Below are 21,655 nucleotides of genomic sequence, written 5' to 3'. Positions count from 1 at the left end.
GCCCTCCGGGCCGGGTTATTGCTGGACCGATTCCAGATAGTAGGCGATCGACAGAACCTTACCGAGACCAAAGAGGACATCAGCGTCCGAGGTGTCACCGCCGCTTTCGGACCGAAAGACGGCACCGTAAACCGGCATCGGCCCGCCATGGGCGCGCAAACCGGTGCGACCGTCGATAATGTGGATCACGTCGAGCATCGGGAACTTTCCATCGGCGTCAGCGCTCAGCAAGGTCAGATCGGGCACCATGACCGTCATCATCTGCGTCATCGGGCCGTCACCCTTGGCGTCCATGCCGTGGCACGTGGCGCAATACTGGCCGAAATACGAGGCGCCGACCTCGGCGTTCTGGGCCTGAGCCATCCCGACCGCCAGCGTGGTGGCGCCGAGCAGGGTCAGTGCTGTGGACAGTTTTCTCATTTTCCCCTCCTGATACGTTGTTGCCCGCCCCGCGCCGCTCCTCCCGGGCGGGGCAAGATACATATACCGAATGGAATGCGAAAATGCGTTGACGCAGGTCAACGGGCCGCCACCTGCCCGGAGTGTCAGTCAGGCGGCCACATGCGCCCCGGCGTCATGGCTCTGGCCATAGGCCACCATGTCATACAGATGCCACGTCGCATGACCCAACAATGGCAGCGAGATGAACAGCCCCAGAAACCCGGGCAGCATCGACACCAGCGTCACCACCGCAATAAAGACCGCCCAGCCCAACATCGGCACAGGGTGCGCCTGCACGTAGGAAAAGGACGTGATCATCCCGGTCACGAAGTCGATCTCCCGGTCCAGCAGCATCGGCAGCGACAGCACGGTGATCATGTACAACAGCGCAGAGAAAATCGCGCCCACCGCCGTGCCCACCGCCAGCATCGTCAGACCGTTCGGGGTGAAATAGATGTCCAGTGAGCTGGACACATTGGTCATCGTCGACAGCCCCAGAAACAGCGCAAAGATCATATGCGCCAGAAAGAACCAGAACAGAAAGACGACAAGGATGATCGCGCCCAGCCACGGCAACTGACGCCCGGACTCACGCTTGACCACCCCAAGGATCTGCATCCAGTCCAGCGGGCGGTCCTGTTCGATCCGGCGGCTCACATCGTAAAACCCCACCGCCGCAAAGGGCGCAATCAGGGGAAAGCCGATGGCGGCAAAGACCAGCCAATAGCTTTGTCCGGTGATCCAGGTGATCCAGGCCATAAACCAGCCGCCCAGCACGTAGACCAGTGCGAACAGCAGGGCAAACCCCGGCGCGCGCCTGAAGTCGCGCCAGCCGCGCCGCAACGCCTCTTTCAGCAGGCCCGCATCGACCGGACCCAACTCCGGCACACCGGGTTTGGGGGTATCAGGCACGGCTTTCCTCCCACGCTCAGCCCATCGCTCTGCATTCAGTAAAGGGCATGTGAATGACCGGCGTCAACCGCCCCCGTAAACCCGCGCAGACCCGCGCGCGGCCCCCGGCCGCCTGCCGCAACGGGCGGCTCTGCCAAAGTACGGATATCACGACCCGAACACGCGCAGGCCGAGCCTTGGCGTTTGCCGCGCGATTGACTACATTTCAAAGACCATTTTTAGGTCCGTGGTATTTGAGGTCCCTGTCATGTTCCCTTGTCGCTGCTTGCCAATCGCCTTTGCCGGACTGCTGATGGCGCAGGCGGCCGCCGCTCAGGACGGCCCCGGTGACATCAATCCCGCCGAACAACTGATGGCCGACATTCTGATTGCCGTGGCCGAAATTGAACTGGACCTGAAAAATCGTGGGGCAGAGGTGAGTGAGCCGCCGGACGGTTCCGGCGATCTGCTGGACACAACCCGCGACCGGGTTGCGGCGCTGGACGCTGTCGACCTCCCCGAACCCACCGTCGAGGTACCCAAGGACGACCCACCCGAAATCGTGTCGCCCGAAATCGATCCGCCCGAAATCGATCTGCCAGAGGCCGTCCCCCCTGAGGTGGACGTCGCCAAGGCCGATCCGCCTGTCGTCGACGGCACGCCTGACGGGATTGGCGTGACGCCCGTCTCGCGCAACGGCATCAGCGTCCACAGCACGCTGTTTCAGGATCTCACCGCCGACGAGATCGCCAAACTGCCCCAAGCGGACCCCGATCGGTGCAGCGAACTGGGCGACTGGTTCCTGACCCTCGATCTGCAACGGGACTTTCTGGCCTTCTTCGTAGCCGAAAAGACCAATGTCCGTATCTGCCGCCGGTTGGGACAATCCTGGTTCATCAAGCGCGCAAGCAATGGCAACCGCGCGCATCTGGTGGCCGCGATCCAGTGAGCCGCGCGCCGCTCCGCGATGGAACACTCCCCGGACCGATCTCGTCTTTGCTGAACCCCGGCTACCGCCCCGCCGCGTAGGCCTGCATCAGGCGCGGCGTGGCCCCGGCGCGCAGGACCCCGTCCGCACCGCGCGCCACCGCCGTCAACCGGCCCAAGGTCCAAGGTTCCGCCTGCGTAACCCGGTGCCCGCGCCCGCGCAGCGCCTCGACCGCGCCGGGGGCAAAACCCGGCTCGACCAGCAGCGCGCCCGGCTCTGACCCGCGCGGGTAAAAACTCGACTGCAAATGCCCCGACAGCACCAGCGGCGCGTCAATCGCTGCTTGCAGGTTTGCCCCGTGATGCACCAACCGCAGCAACAGGAACAACTGCCACTGGTCCTGACTGTCGCCACCCGGCGTGCCAAAGGCCAGCCGCGTCCCGTCCGGGCCGCGCGCCATCGACGGCGTCAATGTCGTGCGCGGCCGTCGCCCCGGTGCCAGCGTCGTCGGCAGCCCCTCGTCCAGCCAGAACATCTGCGCGCGGGTGTTCAACGGCACGCCCAGCCCCGGCACCACCGGGTTCGACTGCAACCAGCCGCCCGAGGGCGTGGCCGACACCATATTGCCCCAGCGGTCCACCACATCCAGATGCACGGTATCGCCTTCGCGCTTGTCCAGATGCGCCATGGTGGGCTCTCCGCCACCGGCCCCTTTGGCCGCCGGGATCGCCCGCGCCGCCCGCGCGACAAAGCGCTCTGCCAAGCTCTCCAACCCCGGCACCAGACCCGGCCTCTGCTCCATCGAAGCCCACGGCCCGATCAGCCCGGCCCGCTCTCGGGCATAGTCCTCAGACAGCAGATGCGCCGCCGGAATGTCGAAATGCGCGGGATCGCCGTAATAGGCTTCGCGGTCCGCAAAGGCGAGCTTCATCGCCTCCACCGCCAGATGCACAAAATCCGCCTCCAGCGGTCCGGCCTCGCCGATGCCGGTCTGCGCCAGCAGGTTCAGCGCCTGCAACAGCGCCGGTCCCTGCGTCCAGAACCCGCCTTTCCAGACGTCCCAACCGTGATAGCCCCCCTGCAAGGCCGGTTCGACCGTGGCCTGCCACCCGGCCATATCGCCCCCGGTCAGCACCCCCTTGCGGCGCGCGCCGGTGCCATCCATCACACAGGCGTCGCGCATGTAATCGTCGATCGCCTCGGCCACAAAGCCCTGCGCAAAGGCCCGCCGCGCCGCCTCGATCTGCGCCTCGCGGCCCGCGACAGCCTCTGCCTCGGTCAAAAGCCGCGTCCAGAATCCCGCCAGTTCCGGGTTCCGGAACAGGCGGCCCGCCACCGGCACATTGCCTCCGGGCAGCCAGACCGCCGCCGAGGTCGGCCATTCGGCGCGGAACAGATCGGCATGATCCGCGATCACCCCGGCGGCGCGGGCAAGGATCGGATGCCCGGCTTCGGCATAGTGGATCGCCGGTTCCAGCACGTCGCGCAGGGACATCGACCCGTGATCGCGCAGCATCAGCATCCATGCGTCAAAGGCCCCCGGGATCACCGTCGCCAACAGGCCAGAGCCGGGGATCAGGTCCAGCCCCTGATCGCGGTAATGCGCCACCGTCGCCCCGGCGGGGGCCGTGCCTTGCCCGCAGATCATCTGCGGCGCGTCGTCTCCGGCAGGCCAGACCAGCGCGGGCATATCGCCCAGCGGGCCGTTCAACTGCGGCTCTACCACGTTCAGCACAAAACCCGCCGCCACCGCCGCGTCAAAGGCATTGCCGCCCGCCTCCAGCAGCTTCATCCCCACGGCGCTGGCCAGCCAGTGGGTGGTGGCGACCATGCCGAATGTCCCGGTCAGTTCCGGTCGTGTGGTAAAATCCATGTCGCCTCTTTCTGCGTCTTAGCTGTCCTGAAACCTACGCAGGTATGCGCGCGCGAACCAGACGTGATCGGGGACCGCGCCCTCTGGCAATTCGACCCCGTCGGAGGACAGCACGCGCTGCCACCGCGCCGTGGCCGTCGACATGTCGCCGGGCAGGCCGATATCGCTCAGCATCTGCGCCGCCTCGTCCATCTCGGCGGCACGACGCGCGCCATGCACAAGGCTGCGCTCAAAGTTATAGGCCGCGCGGGCGGGCACATCTATGCCCGGATGGCCGTCCTTGAGAGAGGGGAAAACCTCATCCTCGACCCCTGCCGCCACCGCCGCCAGCACGCATTCGGCGGTCAGCGCCTCCATCCCCTTGACCATGATAGAGCGGACCAGCTTGATCGACGAGGCACGGCCCACCGTTTCGCCCACCACCCGCACCTGCATCGGCAAGGCGGTCAGCATCGGCGCGACGCTCTCTGCCTGAGGTCCTGAGATCAGGCAGGGCACCAGATTGCGCTTGGGATGCACCGGCGCCATGACCGCCACATCCAGATACCGCCCGCCCGCCGCCGTCACGATCCCTTCGGCCCGCTGTTTTGAGGCTGGCGCACAAGAGTTCAGGTCACACCAAAGCGCGCCGGGGGCCAGATGTGGCGCGCAGGTCTGCGCCGCCGCCACCGCCTGATCCGCCGTCACCGTCGAGAACACCAGATCCGCGCCCGCCAAGGCCTCTGCCGCGCTGGTGCAGGCGGTCACGCCCAGCCCTTCGGCGCGATTGGCGATGACGGCTGCCGTCTCAGGCGACGCGGTCTTGATGTCCCACGCCCGGATCGCCCCTGCCCGTGCGCCCCCCCAGCCCGAGATAAAGGCCGAGGCCGCCTCACCCAGACCCACAAAGGCAATGCGACCCTCAGACATGGCGCCCTCAGACATGGCGCCCAATGAACTCTGCCGCGCGGGCAAAAGCCTGATCCGCAGCGTCTCCGACATAATCCGCAGGCCGCGCGTCATTGGCAAAGGCGTGGCCTGCCCCCTCGTAGGTGAACACCTCCATCTCGGGCCAGTAGGCCCGCGCGGCATCCAGCATCGCGGGCGGCACATGGCTGTCCTCGGCCCCCCAATGCCCCTGCACCGGTGCGGTCAGCGGCGCGATCTGGTAGGCATCCAGCCGCGTGCCATAGAACGGCACCGCGCAGGCCACGTCCGACACCTGCGCCGCACGGATCGCCAGCCCGCCGCCCCAGCAAAATCCCAGCGCCGCCACCTTGCCGCCGCGCACCGCCAGCATCGCTACCGTCGCGTCGACGTCTTTCATCACCGTGTCCAGATCACAGGCCAGCATCAGGTCGCGCCCCTTGGGGGCCTCCGCAAAGGGGATCACAGCCCCCTTTTGCTGGCGGTCGAACAGCGCCGGGATGGCCACGTCATAGCCCATCTTGGCAAAGCGCGCCGCCACGCCCTTTAGCTGGTCGGTCACGCCGAAAATCTCTTGCAGGATGACGATCCCGCCGCGGCGATCCCCCACCGCCTCAACCAGCCAGCAGTCCAGCACATGGCCGTCCGCCGCCGTCACTTCGATCATCATGTCTCTTGCCTTTCAAAGGGGTCGCGCCGCGCGGAAATCGCCCCCGCGCGGCGCGGAAAATTCACTCGCCGACCGCGATCCCGGCCTCTTCGAAATACTTCAGTGCGCCGGGGTGGTACGGCACCGCCGAGGCCGGGGCCATCGTCGCCGCATCCGCCCGCGCAAAGGCCCCAAAGCTGGCTTTCAGCGCATCCTTGCCCTCGGCCACCGCCTTGGTCATCTGATAGACCAGATCGTCACTGACATCGCCGTTGGTCAGCAGCACCCAAGGAATGCTCATCAGGTTTGCGCCAGCGTTCTGCAAGCCGGTGATCTTGTCGTTCTGCGGCAAGGAGACGATGTTGCCCGCTGGCAGATACTCCTTAAAGGCCGCTTTCCCGGCCTCTGAATCGTCCAACGAGATGTAGCACAGCCCGCCGCGCCCCTGTAGCTTGACCGCCGCCTGCTGACCCGCGCCGGAATTCAGACTGACCAGCGCAATGTCGACCAGCCCGTCCCCCAGCGCGTTGATGCCCGCGACAAAGCTGGCCACCGGCACTTGCTGGAAATCCTCATAGCTGAGACCCGCGTTGGCCAATCCCCCGGCGATGTAAAAGGGGATGATCGTGGACGAAGTGTATTCAGAGGCAATGCGCAGCTCGCCCGCCTTGTCCTTCAGTTCGGCCACCGTTTCCAGACCCAGATCACAGGGTGCCATGATCGAGGTGGTCAGCGGGAACATCGTGCCCACCAGCCGGATATTGGGATGCGCCCGGTCGTAGTTGCCGGTGCCCTCAAAGGCGTATTCCGCCTCGACCCCGTTGGAGAACCCGAAATCCACCTCACCCGAGTGGATCAGCGGCAGATACCCCACCAAAGGCTGCGTGCGCGCGGTGATGCCCGCCTCATTGGCAACCTTGGCCACCGCCTGCCCGGTGTTATACGCCAGCGACCCCTGCGCGCCGCTGGCCACCGTGACCACCTGCGCCCCGGCCACCCCGGCGGATACGCTCAGCGCCACCGCGCCGCCCAGCATCGTGCCTTTGAGAAATGTCATGTCATCGTCCTCCCTGGTTCCGTTTTCTTGTGTTCGTTGGTCTCGCGCGCCCGGATCAGCAGGACGCCTGCCAGAACCGCCACCGCCAATGCCGCCGGGATGTGCCATGCCGCCGCGCCGGGCAAAAAGCCCAGCGGCAGCGTCACAACCCCCAACCCGACAAAGCCCAGCCGCAGCAGTGCCGACAGCCGCGCGCCCCAAAAGCCCACGATCCCCGCCGTCACCGCGCCAATGCCGATCACGGCAAGGCACAGGTTCAGCGCAATCGCCGCCCAATGACCTGTCATCAGGATTTCAGGCGTCGCGACAAAGACAAAGGGCAGGATAAACGCGGCCCAGCCGACGCGCATCGCCGCCAGCCCGGTGCCCAGCGGGTCATCCCGCGTGATTGTCGCCGCCGCAAAGGCCGCCAGCGCCACCGGGGGCGTGATCATCGACATCATGCCGAAATAAAGGATGAACAGATGCGCCGCGATCTGGTCAATCCCCGCTTCCACCAGCGAAGGCGCGACCAGCGCCGCCAGCAGCACATAGACGCCAGAGGTCGGCATCCCCATCCCCAGCACGATGCAGATCAGCGCCGAAATCCCCAGCAGCAGCACCACATTCGCGCCCACCGCGTCCACCAGCACCAGCGTCAGGGCAAAGCCCAGTCCGGTGATGTTCAGCACCCCGATGACAAAGCCCGCCGCCGCCACCACTAGGATCAGATCGACCATGCCGGTGCCGGTCTCGACAAAGGTCCGCCATAGCGTGTGCAGGCTCAGCCGCTGGCCGCGATAGCTGCGCAGGAAACTGACCAGCACGATCACCAGCGCCGACAACAGCGCCGAATCCGCCGGGTCCATCCGCCACCAGAACAGTGCCCCCAGCAGCACCCCGAACGGCAGGACAAAATGCCAGCCCTCGCGCAACACCTGCCGGACGGTCAGCCCGTCCACCTCTGTCGGCGCAATCCGGTCGCGCCCGGCGATCAGGTCCACCTGCAGAAAGACGCTGAAGTAATACAGCGCCGCCGGCAACAGCGCCGCGCCCGCGACGGTGAAATAGGAAATGTCCAGAAACTCGGCCATCAGAAAGGCCGCAGCCCCCATGATCGGCGGCGTCAACTGTCCCCCGGTCGAGGCCACCGCCTCGATCGCGCCCGCATCGCGTTTGGTATAGCCGCCGCGCTGCATCAGCGGAATCGTGACCACACCGGTTGTCACCACGTTTGACACCGCGCTGCCAGAGATCGACCCGAACAACGCCGAGCCGACGACAGAGATCTTGGCGCTACCGCCCCGCGACCGGCCCGTGGCCGCCATCGCCAGATCGGTGAAAAACGCCCCCCCTCCGGCGGCGAACAGCAGCTTGCCAAAGAACACGAACAGCAAAACGATGATCGTGCCCACCGCCAGCGGCGTCGAAAACACCGCGTTGGGGTCAAAGCCGACGTATTGCACCAGACGCTCGGGCGACAGTTCCTTGCCAATCAACCGCCCCGGCACCTTGTCGGCAAACAGCGCATAGATCAGGAACACCCCGACGATGGAAAACAGCATCCAGCCCGCGCGCCGCCGCACGCCCTCCATCACCGCAACCACCACCACAGAGCCGACAAGCGTGATCTGCCAAGGCCGGTAGGCCTGTTCCTTCAGCAGCCAGACAAAATCCCATGCGGCGTACATCAGCACGCCAAAGGCGGTCAGCGCCAAGGCCCCGTCGATCCAGCCCATCCCCGGCTTTTCGTTGCCCCGCCAGTCAAAGTTCAGATAGGCGATGGTCAGCGCCAGACCCAGTTGCAGCGCCATATACTGCTGCGTCAGCACCGCCACACCCAGCCGCGTCGGCGCCTCAAGGTTCCACAGGATACAGGCCACCACCATGGTGACCGCCAGACCGGCGATCACCCCGTCCCGGAGGCCCTGCGCGGTCATGCGCCCTCCTCGGGCCAGTACAACCGCATCGGATTGTCCACCAGCAACCGGCGTTGCAGATCGGCTGTCGGCGCGATCCGCGGGATCACATCCACCAGCGCGCCATCGTCCGGCACATGGCTTTTCATGTTGGGATGCGGCCAGTCGGTGCCCCACAGCACCCGGTCCGGAAACCGCTCGACCAAGGCACGCGCAAAGGGCACCACGTCATCATAAGGCGGCCCCGCCACGGTCAGCCGCTCCGGGCAGGATACCTTGACCCAATAGCGCGCATCCTCGGCCAGAAAGTCCATAAACCCGCGGAACCGCGCGCCGTCGACTCCCGCCGTCACATCCGGCCGCCCCATGTGGTCGACCACGACAATCCCCGGCAACCGCCGCACAAGGGGCGCAACCTCGTCCAGATCCTGCCCCTCGAAATAGACGACGATATGCCAGCCCAGCCGCGCCACCTTTTCGGCGATCCGCTCAAACACTGCATGAGGCGTGGCCTCGACCAACCGCTTGATGAAATTGAACCGCACACCACGCACACCCGCGCTGTCCAGCGTGCGCAACGCGTCCTCCGTCACATCCGCGCCAACGATGGCCACGCCCCGCGCCATGCCGTTTGCGCCCTCCAGCGCATCCACCAGCGCGGCGTTGTCCTTGCCATGACAGCTTGCCTGCACAATAACATTGCGCGCAAATCCCAGATGATCGCGCAGCGCAAACAACTGCTCCTTGGGCGCATCGCAGGGCGTGTACTTGCGCTCTGGCGCGTAGGCAAAAACCTCCCCCGGCCCAAAGACATGGCAATGCGCATCTACGGCCCCCTCGGGCGGCACATAGTCCGGCACCTTGGGCGCGGCGTGAAACGGCAGATAACCCTCTGTCATCCCGGTCATGATATTTCCTCCCTCGGGAACACCATCCCGTCCATCAGTTTGCGCGCAGTGCGCAGCACCTCCGCGCGTGTCACCACGCCCGCCTCCACATGCCCCACCACGGTCATCTCTCCGGTTGGATGCTCGACCGAGACAACGCGCAAATCCCCCTCCGGCAGGTCCGCCAGATCATGCCCCACGGCCCCCGGCGTCAGACAGGCGGTCGCCACGCTGACCGCGCCCAGCACGCCAATTGCCTTGTGGCAGCGGTGCGGAATGAAGGTCCGCGTCGCAATCGCCCCACCACTCCGGGCCGCGCTGACCAGCGTCATCTTGGGCACGGATTTCTCCGCCACGTCGCCAAGGGTCATCATCGGCCCAGCGATCAACCGGATCGCCTCCAGCCGCGCCCGCAGACCCGCATCGGCCTCAAGCGCCTCGGGGTCTTCATCGCCCACAATGCCCAGATCCGCCGCCCGCAGCATCACACAGGGCATCCCGTTGTCGATCAGCGTGACCTCGACCCCCTCGATCACATCCACCGCCTTGCCGGTCGGAAACAGCGCCCCGCAGCTGGACCCGGCGGTGTCACGAAAGGCAATCGGGATCGCCGCCGCCCTGCCCGGCACCCCATCGATCCGCGCATCGCCCGCATAGCTGACCCGCCCGCCCGGCGTTGCCACCCGCGCCACCGCCACCTGCCCGGTGTTTTCCATCCAGATCGTCACCGGGGTCTCCGCACCGCGCGCAGGGACCAGCCCGCGCTCAATGGCAAAGGGTCCGACACCGGCAAGGATATTGCCGCAGTTCTGCGCATCCGTCACCACGGCGCGGTCGACAAAGACCTGTAGGAACAGGTAATCCACGTCGATCCCCTCCCGCGCAGAGGGCGCCACCACCGCCACCTTCGAGGTCAGCGGATCGCCGCCTCCCATCCCGTCGATCTGGCGCGGATCGGGGCTGCCCATGACCCCCAGCAACAGCGCATCCCGCGCTGCCACGTCCCCCGGCAGGTCCGAGGCAAGGAAATACCCGCCCTTCGACGTGCCTCCCCGCATCCACATGGCGCGCAGCCCGTCAGACATAGGTCAGACCCTTTTCGGCCAGCTGCCCACGCATGTCATAGATGTCCAGTCCCAACTCGCCCGAGGCCAGCCGCACCCGCTTGGTCTCTTCGGCATCCAGCCGCGCCTGCGCCTTTTCCATGACCGCCGCCGCCTCCAGCCGCGGCACCACGCAGACCCCGTCGTCATCGGCCACGACCACATCGCCGGGGTGAACATGCGCCCCGGCGCAGACCACAGGCAGGTTCACATCCCCCGGCGTCTCCTTCACCGTCCCCTGCGCCGAGACCGCCGTCGACCAGACCGCAAACCCCATCGCCCGCAGATCGCGCGTATCGCGCACGCCTGCGTCGATCACCAGCGCGCGACAGCCCCGCGCCATGGCGCTGGTCGCCAGAAGATCGCCGAAATACCCCATGTCACAGGGCGCGGTCGGCGCCAGCACCAACACATCCCCCGGCTGCACCTGTTCGATCGCCACATGCAGCATCCAGTTGTCCCCCGGCGGCGCGCTGATCGTCACCGCCGACCCGGCCAGCCCGAAATCCTGCTGGATCGGCCGCATACCAGAGGCCATCAGCCCGCGCCGTCCCATCGCCTCATGCACCGTGGCGACACCCGCCGACCCCAGCCGCGCGATCACATCCGCATCGGCCCGTTCGATCTCCTGCACCACAACCGCCATTTTCCGCTCCTCCCAGTGTGTCGTCTCTTGTATTTCTTCTTGGACCAAATACCTCCGGGGGAGAGGCCAAAGGCCGAGGGGGCAGCGCCCCCTACCCGCCCGACACCGGCGGCGTCCCGTGGGTGTGGAAACTCGGGATCGTCTTCAGCCCCCAGGCCTGCCCCCGCTTGCGTTCGCTTTTGGTCCAGACCACCGGCTCCCAGTCGGGCGCAAGGATCAGCCGCGCCCCGGCATTGGCCAGTTCCACCCGGTTGCCCGCGGGCTCCCAGACATACAGGAAAAACGTACCCTGAATGGCGTGCTTGTGCGGCCCGGTCTCGATATGCACCCCGGCCTCAAGGAACAGATCGGCGGCGCGCAGGATGTCCTCGCGCTGGTCGGTGGCATAGGTGACATGATGCAGCCGCCCCATGCCGCCGCCCTGTTCTTCGGTGCAGGCAAGGTCATAGGTCTTGTTGTTGACGGTGAACCAGCAGCCCCCGAGGCGGCCATTGTCCAGCTGGATCATCTCTGTCACACGGCTGCCCAGACAGACCTCCATGAACCGCCGGAACTCGGCAACATCCGAGGCCAAAAGGTTCAGGTGGTCGATGCGCCGGGGCGGCACGCCGGTGAACCGGCTGGCGGTGTTCTTCAGCGCCGGGGTGTCGCCCGCGCCCGGTTCCGCCCGTCGGGTGTCCCAGTAAATCTCGAAGACATGGCCAAACGGGTCCTCAAAGCGATACGCCCGCCCGTGGCCCAGATCGCCCTCGACCCAGCCGTGGGTCTTGAAGCCGCTGGCCTCGATCACCGCCACCCGCCGCGCCAGCGCCTCGGGCGAGGCGGCGCGATAGCCGATATGCCCCACCCCGGTGGTCGCCGCAGCGGTCAGCTTCAGCGAATGAAACTCGTAATCGTCCCAGGCCCGCAGATAGGCGCTGTCGCCATCCCGCGCCGACAGCTTAAGCCCGTAGACCTCGGTGAAAAAGGCCAGACTCTCGTCGAACCTGTCGGTCAGCATTTCCACATGGCCCAGATGGGCGATGTCAAAGCTCGGATTGGTCGCTGTGGTCATGACGCTCCCCCCCGGAGATGTCTCAAAGCACGTCCACGGTGCGCGGAAAGACCGACTGAAAGCCTTCGGCATACTGGCAGTCGCGCCCGCCGGACTGGCCACCGGAGTTGCGCTTGAAATGGTTGGCGCGCTGCTGCGCCACTCGGGTGTAATAGTCCCACAGATGGACCTGCCCGTTCATGCATTCCATGGCGGCGCGCTTTTTCTCCCAGACCGGGGTGATGTCCAGAAACACATCCGGCTTCCATCCCATCTGCTCGGTCTGGTGCGGCTCGAACAGGTACAGTTGCGGCGCGCCCAGCACCTTTTCACCGGGGTTGTGCCCCCAGGCCTGCGCGATCATCCGGCATTCCAGCGCCACCTGCGTCATATACATGTGGTCGGTGTTGTAGGGGTCGTACTGGCTGTGGCTCATCATGAAAGACGGCTGCACCCGCCGGATCAGATCGACCAGCGCAAACTTGTCGTCCTGTTCCAGATGCAAAGGGTAATCGCCCAGATCGAAACAGACCAGTGCCTGCGCGCCAAGCGCCTCTGCCGCCGCCTCGGCCTCGGCGCGGCGGATGTCCTTGACCTCGTCCAGCGACTTGCCCTCTTTCCACAACCGCGCGCTCTCGCCGCGTTCGCCAAAGGACAGGCAGGCCACCGTCACCTCATAGCCCAGTTCCGCGTGCAGCGCGATTGCCCCGCCGCAGCGCCAGACAAAATCCGCCGCATGCGCCGAAATCACCAGCGCCGTCTTTGTATCGCTCATACCAAAGGTCCTCCCCCGTGGCCGTCAGTCTGCCCTGTCATGGCCTGACCTGCCAATTCCAAACCCTGCGAAGGTCATGAATTTTTGCTATAGCAGTATCAAGAAACCGCTGACGGAAAGATGCCCCTTCCCGCCCGGTTGCGCACGGTGATGCAACCCCGACCGTCTTCCTCTGCCCGGTCTAGGCGGTCAGAATTTCGCGCCCCAATGCGGGTGCCGGTCATCAATGACCAGCGGATGGGAATGCTCGCGGTGTCCGGCCAGATGCGGGTCATCCAGCGGCAGGTTGTCGTGCCGGTGCGGCACCGGCCCGGCCTCTTCCACCGGCCAGAGCCGCCGCGACAGTCCCACGCCCGCGCCCGCCACAACCGCCAGCACGATCAGCGCGGGGACCGCGCCGTAAACCGTCATCACCCACCCCGACAACGGATAGGTCAGCAGCCAGCAGGCATGGCTCAGCGCAAATTGTGCCGCAAAGACCGCCGGGCGATCCTCTGGCTGGGCCGAGCGTTTCAGCAACCGCCCCGAGGGCGTCAGCACCGCCGAATAGCCCAGCCCGACCAAAACCCAGACCGCCGCCAGCAGCGGCCATGTCAGGCCGGTGGCGGCGATCCCCACCGCCAGCGCCAACAGGGCCAGCACCATCACACCCGCCCCGGCCAGCATCACCGGGCGGTCCCTTACCCGGTCCAGCAGTCGGGGCAGCAGCAGCGCCGCCGTCATGGACCCGGCCCCAAAGGCAAACATTACCCAGGCCAGCGCGGCCTCGCCCAGCCCCAGATCGCCCCGCACCAGCACCACCGAGTTGACCAGCACCATCGCCCCCGCCGCCGCAGCGGCAAGGTTCAGCGCCAGCAACCCGCGCAGGCGCGGCGTCGCAAGATAAATCCGTATCCCCCGCGTCGTGCGGTCATAGATGCCGCGCCGCGTGCCCGACTTGGGGCTGGGCAGCATCACCGACACCACCAGCAATGCCGACCCAAGAAAGCCGACAACGGTGCCCAGAAACAGCGCGTTATAGCTCATCACCGCCAGCAACAGCGCCGCCAGCGTCGGGCTTGCGATGTTTTCCAGATCATAGGCCAGCCGCGACAGCGACAGCGCGCGGGTATAGCGCGCCTCCTCGGGCAGCACGTCCGGGATGGTCGCCTGAAAGGTCGGGGTAAAAGCGGCAGAGGCCGATTGCAGCACAAAGACCAGCGCATAGATCTGCCAGAATTCGGTGACAAAGGGCAGGCACAGCGCCGCGCCCGCGCGCACCACGTCCAGCGTCACCAATAGCGCGCGTCGGTTCACCCGGTCGGCAAAGGCTCCGGCCACGGGCGCGATGCCCACATAGGCCACCATCTTGACGGTAAAGACCGTGCCCAGCACCATCGCCGCGCCGTCGCCCGCCAGATCAAAGGCCAACAGACCCAGCGCCACGGTCGCCAGCCCGGTGCCCAGCAGGGCCACGACCTGCGCAAGAAAGACGTGACGATAGGTGCGGTCTGACAGGATCTCGAACACCGCGGCCTCTTTCTGACTTAGTGCCTTTGCGTCGAGACTAGAGCATGTTCAGGCCCCGTGGAAAGGGGCCGCTTTCGGGCCGTGAAATCCTAACGCTTGATGAATCCGTCTCTGGAAGCCCTTGATTTCATTCACCCGCCGATCTGTCCACGCGTGGACAGGCCGGTGCCGCCTCTTCCCAGATCCCCCGCCGTCCGCCGCCACGCGACGATCTCGGCCAGGATCGACAGGGCAATTTCCGCCGGATCGACCGCGCCGATATCCAGCCCGGCGGGCGCCTTCAATCTCCCCAGCCGCCCGGCATCCATCCCCGCCGCCAGCAGCCGCTCGGACAGCACCCCCGCCTTCTTTCTGGAGGCCACCATCGAGACCCGCCCCGCATCGCTCTCCAGCGCCGCCTTCAGACAGGCCAGATCGCGCTGCCCCTGACTGGCCACCACCACGGTATCCCTCGGGCCCAGACCCAGCGCGGCGATCTCCTCGCCCTCAAAGCGTCGCACCTCCCCCGCGCAGGACACCCCTTCGGCCAAGGCCACGCGATAGCCCGCCAACAGCCCATGCCCCGCAACCGAGCGGGCAATGGGCGACGCGCCAAAGATGCAGATGGTGGGCGGCAATGCAAAGGGTTCGATCATCAGTTCCACCGTTCCTCCCGAGGGGCAGCCGCTCTTGTAGACCTCTGCCCCATCCGCGTCGTGCAGCGCCACCACCGTCTCCGATGGCTTTACCCGGATCACCCGAGGCGCGCCGCTGTCCAGCGCCGCTTGCCCCGCCTCGCGTACCGCCCGGGTCACGCAGGCCCCGCCCAGATGGCCAATGACCTCGCCCTCCTCGGTAACAGCCGCCTTCGCCCCGGCCCGCGCCGATGTCGCCGCCTCGGTCCGCACCACGGTGACAAGGCAAAAGGGCCGCCCCCTGGCGCGCAACTCGGACACGGTGTCGAAAATGTCGAATGGGTCCATGATGTCCTCCGTCAAAGCCGCGCAAATTCGGGTTCAAGTGCGGCCAGCGCCGCAATCGTGTTGGCGGGTAGCAAAGCGTCCAGATGCGGCCGCGCGGCGGCCATCGCCTGCGCCACCGGCGCATGTGCCTGCCAGCCATTCAGCGGATTGAGCCAGATCACCCGGTGCGCCCGCCGTTGCAGACGTCGCAGCCCCTCAGCCACCTCCTCAGGCGCGCCGGTGCAATAGCCATCGCTGAGAATGACCACCACGGTCCGGCCATTCACCGCGCGGCTTGCATACCCCTCGTTGAAACTCCGCAGCGCGCCACCGATATCGGTGCCACCGCCAAACCCCTCGGCCATAAGGCTCAACCGCCCGGCCGCGCGCAGGGTGTCGTGATCGCGCAGCGCCTCGGTGACGCGCATCAGCCGGGTGTGAAACAGATAGGCATCGGCCCGCGTGTCGGTGCCGATCAGCCCCCTGAGAAACGCCAGAAACACCCGTGAAACCGTGCTCATCGACCCGCTGACATCACACAGCGCCACGATCCTCAGCGGGCGGTCTAGCCGCCTGCGACGTGGCAGGTCCAAAGGTTCGCCCCCCCGCGCAAGGCTGGCGCGGATGACCCGGCGCAGGTCCAGTTCCTGCCCCCGGGCCGCCTGCCTGCGCCGCCTTGAGCGCCGGTCTCGCAACGCACGCGCCAGTTGGCGCGCGGCCTTTTCGGCGGCGCGCAGGCTGTCCTCATCCATCAACTCGCGCAGGTCGCGACGGCTGAGCGCCTCTGTCCGGGTAGCGATCAGGCGGCCGTCGATGCCTTCGGCCTCTCCGTCGCCGCCATCGGGCTGGCCCGCATCCCCGTCCTGTTCTGCGCCATCGTCGCCAAGATGCGTCTGCCAAAGCGCCGGCTTCGCGCTTTGCACCCGCACATGCGTGTTGGCCTGCCCCTGCCGCTTTTTGCCCGCGTTGAACCAATAGCCGTCAAACAGATCGTCGAACCGACGCCAGCCCTCGGCGTCGGGCACCAAGAGCGCCTTGAGCGCGCGACGCGCCTGATCCGGGGCGCTGGCCTCGACCTCTGACAAGGCCGCCAGCGCCGCCACCGTCTCCCCCGGTCCCAGACGCAGCCCGTTCATCCGCAGATGCGCGATAAATCCGGCCATGCGGTCGGCCAGTCCTTCGGCGCGCGAGGGAAAGCGGGTGACCGACATCACGCCACCTTGCCCACGATGCGCGCCATGACCTCGGGTGGCAGGGCGTCCCGGTCGGCGGCGGTTTTCAGCAGGCAAACCAGCGTCGCCTGCACCTGAACGGGGTTGCCGCTCAGATCGTTGATCCCGAGGCCCGACAGGGCCGCGGCCCAATCCAGCATCTCGGCGATGCCCGGCGATTTCTCCAGATCCTCACGGCGCAGCGCCTGCACCACGCCAATGATCTGCTGCGCCAGTCGCGTTTCCACGCCCGGAGCGCGACGTGCGAGGATTGCCAGTTCGGTGTCCCGGTCCGGATAGTCGACATAGGAATACAGACAACGCCGCCGCAACGCATCCGACAGATCGCGTGTGCCATTGGCGGTCAGGATAACCACCGGGCGCGTCCGGGCGCTGATAGTGCCCAGTTCCGGGATGGTGATCTGAAAGTCCGACAGGATTTCCAGCAGATAGGCCTCAAATTCCTCATCCGCCCTGTCGATCTCATCAATCAGAAGCACTGGCCGCACCTCTTGCGAGATCGCCTCCAACAAAGGGCGTTTCAGCAGGTATTTCTCGGAAAACAGTGCCGCCTCTCCCGCGCCCTCGGCCCGGATCGCCAGCAACTGCCGCTGGTAGTTCCACTCATAGATGGCGTGGCCTGCGTCCAACCCCTCATAGCATTGCAGCCGGATCAACCGAGTCTCCAGCACCTCTGCCAGCGCCTTGGCGATCTCAGTCTTTCCTACACCCGCAGGGCCTTCCAGCAACAGCGGACGGCCCAGCGTCAGCGCCAGATGCAGCGCCATCGCCAAGCTTTCATCCGTGACATAGCCGGTGGCGGCCAAACGATCCTGCAAGGTCTTGTGGCTCATGGGATTTCTTCTTGGTCCAAATACCTCTGGGGGGTCCGGGGGGCAAAGCCCCCCGGCCGGATCGCCGCGCGACGCGGGGCGAAACCGCTTTACCCGTGCAGCCCCAGATCACGTGCGATCCGCCACACCCGCCAGTGGTCATGCGGCATGTGGCTTTGCGTCAGGCCAAAGGGCCGGAACGCATCGTGCACCGCGTTGGAAAACGCCGGAACCGACCCGACATTGGGGCTTTCGCCCACACCCTTGGCCCCAATTGGATGATGCGGAGAGGGTGTGACAGTAAAGTCCGTCTCATAGGTCGGCGTCTCCCACGCGGTGGGCAGGAAAAAGTCCATCAAGGTCGCGGTCTTGTGGTTGCCCATATCGTCGTAGGCAATCTCCTGCCCCATGGCGATGGCATAGCCTTCGGTCGCGCCGCCGTGCACCTGACCCTCGATGATCATCGGGTTGATCCGGGTGCCGCAATCGTCCAGCGCATAGAACTTGCGGATCTCGTGCTCGCCGGTGTCCACGTCCAGGTCCATCACACAGATATAGGCGCCAAAAGGATAGGTCATGTTGGGCGGATCGTAGTAGCTGACCGCCTCCAGACCCGGCTCCAACCCCGGAATGGCCTGATTGTAAGAGGCAAAGGCGATTTCTTTCATCGTCTTGAAACGATCCGGCGCGCCTTTGACCACGAAACGATCGACGTCGAATTCCACGTCGTCGTCATGCACCTCCAGCAGATAGGCCGCGATCATCTGCGCCTTGGCGCGGATCTTACGCGCGGCCATGGCCGTGGCCGCCCCGGCAACAGGCGTCGAGCGTGAACCATAAGTGCCCAGCCCGTAAGGCGCGGTGTCGGTGTCGCCTTCTTCCAGCGTGATGTCATCCGCCGGAATCCCGATCTCTGACGCGATGATCTGGGCAAAGGTGGTGGCGTGCCCCTGCCCCTGACTGATCGTGCCCAGCCGCGCGATGGCCGACCCGGTTGGGTGAATGCGGATTTCGCAACTGTCGAACATGCCAAGGCCAAGGATGTCGCAGTTCTTGACCGGCCCCGCGCCGACGATCTCCGTGAAATGGGTCAGGCCAATCCCCATCAGCTTGCGCGTCTTGCCCGCCTTGAAATCATCCAGCCGTTGCGCCTGTTCGCGGCGCAGATCGTCATACCCCACCGCCGCCAGCGCCTTGTCCCATGCAGTGTGATAGTCGCCGCTGTCGTATTCCCAGCCCAAAGCGGACTGATAGGGGAACTGATCCTTGCGGATAAAGTTGATGCGGCGCAACTCTGCCGCGTCCATGTTCAGCTTGATCGCCAGCACCTCGATCATCCGTTCGATAAAATAGGCGGCTTCTGTCACGCGGAATGAACAGCGATACGCCACGCCCCCCGGTGCCTTGTTGGTATAGACACCGTCCACGGCCAGATAGGCGGTAGGGATGTCATAAGACCCGGTGCAGATGTTCATGAATCCCGCCGGGAACTTGGTCGGGTCGGCGCAGGCGTCAAAGCCGCCATGATCGGCGGTCGTATGACACCACAGCCCGGTGATCTTGCCCTCCTTGGTGGCGGCGATCTTGCCCTGCATCCAGTAGTCACGCGCAAAGGCGGTGGACATCAGGTTGTCCATCCGGTTCTCGACCCATTTTACCGGCTTGCCGGTGACGATCGAGGCCACGACCGAACAGACATAGCCAGCATAAGCGCCGACCTTGTTGCCAAAGCCGCCGCCGATATCGGGTGAAATCACGCGGATATTGTGCTCGGCAATGCCAGAGATCAGGCTGACCACCGTGCGGATCGCGTGCGGTGCCTGAAAGGTACCGTGCAGGGTCAGCTTGCCCGTAACCTTGTCCATCGACGCGACACAGCCACAGGTCTCCAGCGGACAGGGGTGCGTGCGGTGGTAGTACACCATCTCTTCGGCCACCACGTCGGCGCCAGCCATGACTGCCTCTGTGGCGTCCTTGTCGCCCTGCTCCCACGTGAAGATATGGTTGTGATGTTTGCGCGGGCCGTGTGCGCCCTCGGTCTGTCCCACCAGATCCTCACGCAGGACAACGTCCGATTTCAGCGCCTCAAAAGGATCGGTCAGGACGGGCAGTTCTTCATACTCGACCTCGACCGCCTCGGCGCCGTCGGCGGCGGCATAGCGGTCCTTGGCGACGACGTAAGCCACTTCTTGTCCCTGAAACAGCACCTTGCCGTCGGCCAAGACCATCTGCTTGTCACCCGCAAGCGTCGGCATCCAGTGCAGGCCCAGCGGTTCCAGATCGGCGGCGGTCAGAACCGCCAGCACGCCGGGCACCTTCATCGCCTCTTCGGTGTTGATCGAGACGACCTTTGCGTGGGCATAAGGAGAGCGAACGAAGTCGCCGAACAGCATACCGTCCAGCTTGATATCATCGACATAGTTGCCGCGGCCCTGGGTGAACCGGACATCCTCGACCCGCTTGCGCGAGCAGCCCATGCCTTTGAGGCCAGCGCTGCGTTCTTCGGGGGTTGCGACCTCGTCCTTCATTCCGCGGCCTCCACTGATTGCCCTACCGCTTCGCTGCTTGAGGGCGATTTCTGAGCGTTCATCATGTCAGCGGCCGCAAGGATCGCCTTGACGATGTTCTGATAGCCTGTGCACCGGCACAGGTTGCCCGCCATGCCAAAGCGCACGTCGTCCTCCGTCGGGGTCGGGTTTTCCTGTAATAGACGGTGTGCGCGCGTGATCATCCCCGGCGTGCAAAAACCGCATTGCAGCCCGTGATGTTCACGGAACATCTCTTGCAGCACGGACAGAGACCCGTCCGGGTTCACCAGCCCCTCGACCGTGGTCACATCCGACCCCTGCGCCTGCGCCACGAAGACCGTGCAGGATTTCACCGACTTGCCATTCATGTCGACGGTGCAGGCCCCGCAATGCGAGGTTTCGCAGCCCACATGTGGCCCCGTCACCTTGAGGTTTTCCCGCAGGAAATGGATCAACAGGGTGCGCGGTTCTGCAAGGCCCTCGACCTCTTCACCGTTCACCTTCAGCTTTACATGCATCTTGCTCATCCCATTTCCCCTCAGCCCGCGACGCGCGACAGCGCCCGGTCGATGGCGCGGCGCAAAACGATGCCCGCCACATGTTTCTTGAATTCCACCGGTCCGCGCATGTCCTCCTGCGGATCAATGGCGGCGAGCGCGGCGCTGACAGCGCCCTCCCTGTCCCCGGCGGCCAGAGCCGCACCCGCCTCTGCCGACCAGATCGGCGTATCCGCCAGATTGGTCATGGCAATCGATGCGCCGCCTTGGCCCACCAGCACCGCCGCGGCGGCAGTGGCATAGTCGCCAATCTTGCGCTTTTGCTTTTCATAGGCATATCCGGTGCCCGCGGCTGGCAGAGGGATGGTGATCCGCGTCAGGATCTCCTCATCGCTGCGCGCGGTGAAATAGGCGGAGTCGTAGAACGCCCGCGCCGCGATTTCGCGCGCGCCGTCCGGGCCGACCACCTCATATGAGGCATCAAGGCACTGCATCAGACCCGGCATGTCATTGCCCGGATCGCCGTTGGCGACATTGCCGCCGATGGTGCCGACATAGCGTACCTGCGGATCGGCAATCTGTAGCGCCGCCTCGCGCAGGATCGGCACTGCTTGGGACAGGCCTGCATTTGTGATCAATTCATTCTGGGTGGTCATCGCGCCTATGGTCACGCTGCCCGCGCCCACGTCGATGCCCTTAAGCTCGGCAATGTCCTGAAGGTCGACCAGATGCGACAGGTAGGCCATGCGCAGCTTCATCATCGGGATCAAGCTGTGCCCGCCCGCGACCACGCGCGCCTCATCGCCATGTGTCTGCAAAAGGCCGATGGCCGACGCAACGTCGATCGGCCGATGGTATTCGAACGCGGCTGGTATCATTATCGAATGTCCTCCCTGCGGTCTCCTGCCGCGCGCTGTCAGAGTTCCCCGAAGGAGGACGCGAACCAACGAAAGAGCCATGAAGTGCAGGGCGACGCGCACGAAATGCGAAATACCTGCACGAGGTGCGAAGCCTGCGGCGAGGACCGGGATTGGCCGGGGACGGTGGGC

At 65.4% G+C, this 21,655-nt stretch carries 20 protein-coding genes; 1 reads left to right on the top strand and 19 read right to left on the bottom strand.

What is annotated here, in order from left to right; translation table 11 throughout:
- Positions 1-15: 15 nt before the first annotated feature.
- Entirely contained in the window at positions 16-420 is a 405-nt protein-coding gene (locus tag VOI21_RS13055; RefSeq protein WP_323770338.1) for a c-type cytochrome, read from the bottom strand.
- A gap of 129 nt (positions 421-549) precedes the next feature.
- Positions 550-1,353, bottom strand: a complete 804-nt coding sequence (locus VOI21_RS13050) for a DUF2189 domain-containing protein (protein WP_323770337.1) — start codon at positions 1,351-1,353, stop codon at positions 550-552.
- 247 nt (positions 1,354-1,600) lie between these two features.
- Here VOI21_RS13050 and VOI21_RS13045 point away from each other — a divergent pair, with 247 nt between their 5' ends.
- A complete protein-coding gene (locus VOI21_RS13045; RefSeq protein WP_323770336.1) occupies positions 1,601-2,281 on the top strand; it encodes a hypothetical protein in 681 nt (226 codons plus the stop codon).
- A 61-nt stretch (positions 2,282-2,342) separates the two neighbouring features.
- Here the strand turns inward: VOI21_RS13045 and VOI21_RS13040 are convergent, their stop codons facing one another.
- The 17 genes from VOI21_RS13040 to VOI21_RS12960 all read right to left on the bottom strand — a co-directional run bounded on the left by VOI21_RS13040 (position 2,343) and on the right by VOI21_RS12960 (position 21,484).
- Entirely contained in the window at positions 2,343-4,133 is a 1,791-nt protein-coding gene (locus VOI21_RS13040) for a gamma-glutamyltransferase family protein (RefSeq protein ID WP_323770335.1), read from the bottom strand.
- 18 nt (positions 4,134-4,151) lie between these two features.
- Positions 4,152-5,042 carry an NAD(P)-dependent oxidoreductase gene (locus tag VOI21_RS13035; protein ID WP_323770334.1) on the bottom strand — a complete coding sequence of 297 codons (891 nt, stop codon included), beginning with the start codon at positions 5,040-5,042 and terminating at the stop codon, positions 4,152-4,154.
- 7 nt (positions 5,043-5,049) lie between these two features.
- Positions 5,050-5,709: a dienelactone hydrolase family protein gene (locus tag VOI21_RS13030; protein ID WP_323770333.1), complete on the bottom strand. Its 660-nt coding sequence runs from the start codon at positions 5,707-5,709 to the stop codon at positions 5,050-5,052.
- Positions 5,710-5,770: 61 nt separating this feature from the next.
- Positions 5,771-6,745, bottom strand: coding sequence for a TAXI family TRAP transporter solute-binding subunit (locus VOI21_RS13025; RefSeq protein ID WP_323770332.1), 975 nt, complete (start codon positions 6,743-6,745; stop codon positions 5,771-5,773).
- Complete coding sequence (locus VOI21_RS13020; RefSeq protein ID WP_323770331.1) at positions 6,742-8,664, bottom strand: TRAP transporter fused permease subunit; 1,923 nt, start codon at positions 8,662-8,664, stop codon at positions 6,742-6,744. Before VOI21_RS13020 ends, VOI21_RS13025 begins: the two co-directional genes overlap by 4 nt.
- Positions 8,661-9,551 (bottom strand): amidohydrolase family protein, encoded by an 891-nt coding sequence (locus VOI21_RS13015; RefSeq protein ID WP_323770330.1) that lies wholly within the window; start codon positions 9,549-9,551, stop codon positions 8,661-8,663. Before VOI21_RS13015 ends, VOI21_RS13020 begins: the two co-directional genes overlap by 4 nt.
- On the bottom strand, positions 9,548-10,615 hold the full coding sequence (locus VOI21_RS13010; RefSeq protein WP_323770329.1) for a 4-oxalomesaconate tautomerase: 1,068 nt from the start codon (positions 10,613-10,615) through the stop codon (positions 9,548-9,550). The genes VOI21_RS13015 and VOI21_RS13010 overlap by 4 nt, the downstream gene beginning before the upstream one ends.
- Entirely contained in the window at positions 10,608-11,279 is a 672-nt protein-coding gene (locus VOI21_RS13005) for a 4-carboxy-4-hydroxy-2-oxoadipate aldolase/oxaloacetate decarboxylase (RefSeq protein WP_323770327.1), read from the bottom strand. The genes VOI21_RS13010 and VOI21_RS13005 overlap by 8 nt, the downstream gene beginning before the upstream one ends.
- A gap of 91 nt (positions 11,280-11,370) precedes the next feature.
- Positions 11,371-12,333: a VOC family protein gene (locus VOI21_RS13000; protein WP_323770326.1), complete on the bottom strand. Its 963-nt coding sequence runs from the start codon at positions 12,331-12,333 to the stop codon at positions 11,371-11,373.
- Between the two features lie 22 nt (positions 12,334-12,355).
- Positions 12,356-13,087 carry a PIG-L deacetylase family protein gene (locus tag VOI21_RS12995; protein WP_323770324.1) on the bottom strand — a complete coding sequence of 244 codons (732 nt, stop codon included), beginning with the start codon at positions 13,085-13,087 and terminating at the stop codon, positions 12,356-12,358.
- Between the two features lie 189 nt (positions 13,088-13,276).
- On the bottom strand, positions 13,277-14,596 hold the full coding sequence (locus VOI21_RS12990; protein WP_323770322.1) for an MFS transporter: 1,320 nt from the start codon (positions 14,594-14,596) through the stop codon (positions 13,277-13,279).
- A gap of 131 nt (positions 14,597-14,727) precedes the next feature.
- On the bottom strand, positions 14,728-15,558 hold the full coding sequence (locus VOI21_RS12985; protein WP_323770320.1) for an XdhC family protein: 831 nt from the start codon (positions 15,556-15,558) through the stop codon (positions 14,728-14,730).
- Between the two features lie 11 nt (positions 15,559-15,569).
- Positions 15,570-16,748, bottom strand: a complete 1,179-nt coding sequence (locus VOI21_RS12980; RefSeq protein ID WP_323770318.1) for a vWA domain-containing protein — start codon at positions 16,746-16,748, stop codon at positions 15,570-15,572.
- Positions 16,748-17,602 carry a MoxR family ATPase gene (locus tag VOI21_RS12975; protein WP_323770317.1) on the bottom strand — a complete coding sequence of 285 codons (855 nt, stop codon included), beginning with the start codon at positions 17,600-17,602 and terminating at the stop codon, positions 16,748-16,750. Before VOI21_RS12975 ends, VOI21_RS12980 begins: the two co-directional genes overlap by 1 nt.
- Before the next feature lie 89 nt (positions 17,603-17,691).
- Positions 17,692-20,109, bottom strand: a complete 2,418-nt coding sequence (locus VOI21_RS12970; RefSeq protein WP_323770316.1) for an aerobic carbon-monoxide dehydrogenase large subunit — start codon at positions 20,107-20,109, stop codon at positions 17,692-17,694.
- A complete protein-coding gene (locus VOI21_RS12965; protein WP_323770315.1) occupies positions 20,106-20,636 on the bottom strand; it encodes a (2Fe-2S)-binding protein in 531 nt (176 codons plus the stop codon). The genes VOI21_RS12970 and VOI21_RS12965 overlap by 4 nt, the downstream gene beginning before the upstream one ends.
- Before the next feature lie 11 nt (positions 20,637-20,647).
- Complete coding sequence (locus tag VOI21_RS12960) at positions 20,648-21,484, bottom strand: xanthine dehydrogenase family protein subunit M (RefSeq protein ID WP_323770314.1); 837 nt, start codon at positions 21,482-21,484, stop codon at positions 20,648-20,650.
- Between the last annotated feature and the right edge of the window lie 171 nt (positions 21,485-21,655).

The sequence above is a fragment of the Antarctobacter sp. genome (genome assembly GCF_034670325.1).
In the GTDB taxonomy this organism is placed as follows: Bacteria; Pseudomonadota; Alphaproteobacteria; order Rhodobacterales; family Rhodobacteraceae; genus Antarctobacter.
The sequence above is the reverse complement of the archived record's forward strand: the minus strand, read 5'-3'. Positions and strand labels throughout refer to the sequence as shown.

Excerpts from the sequence above, each read along its gene's own strand:
- VOI21_RS13055 (WP_323770338.1), bottom strand. The coding sequence starts at position 420 with ATGAGAAAACTGTCCACAGCACTGACCCTGCTCGGCGCCACCACGCTG.
- VOI21_RS13045 (WP_323770336.1), top strand. The coding sequence starts at position 1,601 with ATGTTCCCTTGTCGCTGCTTGCCAATCGCCTTTGCCGGACTGCTGATG.
- VOI21_RS13040 (WP_323770335.1), bottom strand. The coding sequence starts at position 4,133 with ATGGATTTTACCACACGACCGGAACTGACCGGGACATTCGGCATGGTC.
- VOI21_RS13035 (WP_323770334.1), bottom strand. The coding sequence starts at position 5,042 with ATGTCTGAGGGTCGCATTGCCTTTGTGGGTCTGGGTGAGGCGGCCTCG.
- VOI21_RS13030 (WP_323770333.1), bottom strand. The coding sequence starts at position 5,709 with ATGATGATCGAAGTGACGGCGGCGGACGGCCATGTGCTGGACTGCTGG.
- VOI21_RS13025 (WP_323770332.1), bottom strand. The coding sequence starts at position 6,745 with ATGACATTTCTCAAAGGCACGATGCTGGGCGGCGCGGTGGCGCTGAGC.
- VOI21_RS13020 (WP_323770331.1), bottom strand. The coding sequence starts at position 8,664 with ATGACCGCGCAGGGCCTCCGGGACGGGGTGATCGCCGGTCTGGCGGTC.
- VOI21_RS13015 (WP_323770330.1), bottom strand. The coding sequence starts at position 9,551 with ATGACCGGGATGACAGAGGGTTATCTGCCGTTTCACGCCGCGCCCAAG.
- VOI21_RS13010 (WP_323770329.1), bottom strand. The coding sequence starts at position 10,615 with ATGTCTGACGGGCTGCGCGCCATGTGGATGCGGGGAGGCACGTCGAAG.
- VOI21_RS13005 (WP_323770327.1), bottom strand. The coding sequence starts at position 11,279 with ATGGCGGTTGTGGTGCAGGAGATCGAACGGGCCGATGCGGATGTGATC.
- VOI21_RS13000 (WP_323770326.1), bottom strand. The coding sequence starts at position 12,333 with ATGACCACAGCGACCAATCCGAGCTTTGACATCGCCCATCTGGGCCAT.
- VOI21_RS12995 (WP_323770324.1), bottom strand. The coding sequence starts at position 13,087 with ATGAGCGATACAAAGACGGCGCTGGTGATTTCGGCGCATGCGGCGGAT.
- VOI21_RS12985 (WP_323770320.1), bottom strand. The coding sequence starts at position 15,558 with ATGGACCCATTCGACATTTTCGACACCGTGTCCGAGTTGCGCGCCAGG.
- VOI21_RS12980 (WP_323770318.1), bottom strand. The coding sequence starts at position 16,748 with ATGTCGGTCACCCGCTTTCCCTCGCGCGCCGAAGGACTGGCCGACCGC.
- VOI21_RS12975 (WP_323770317.1), bottom strand. The coding sequence starts at position 17,602 with ATGAGCCACAAGACCTTGCAGGATCGTTTGGCCGCCACCGGCTATGTC.
- VOI21_RS12970 (WP_323770316.1), bottom strand. The coding sequence starts at position 20,109 with ATGAAGGACGAGGTCGCAACCCCCGAAGAACGCAGCGCTGGCCTCAAA.
- VOI21_RS12965 (WP_323770315.1), bottom strand. The coding sequence starts at position 20,636 with ATGAGCAAGATGCATGTAAAGCTGAAGGTGAACGGTGAAGAGGTCGAG.
- VOI21_RS12960 (WP_323770314.1), bottom strand. The coding sequence starts at position 21,484 with ATGATACCAGCCGCGTTCGAATACCATCGGCCGATCGACGTTGCGTCG.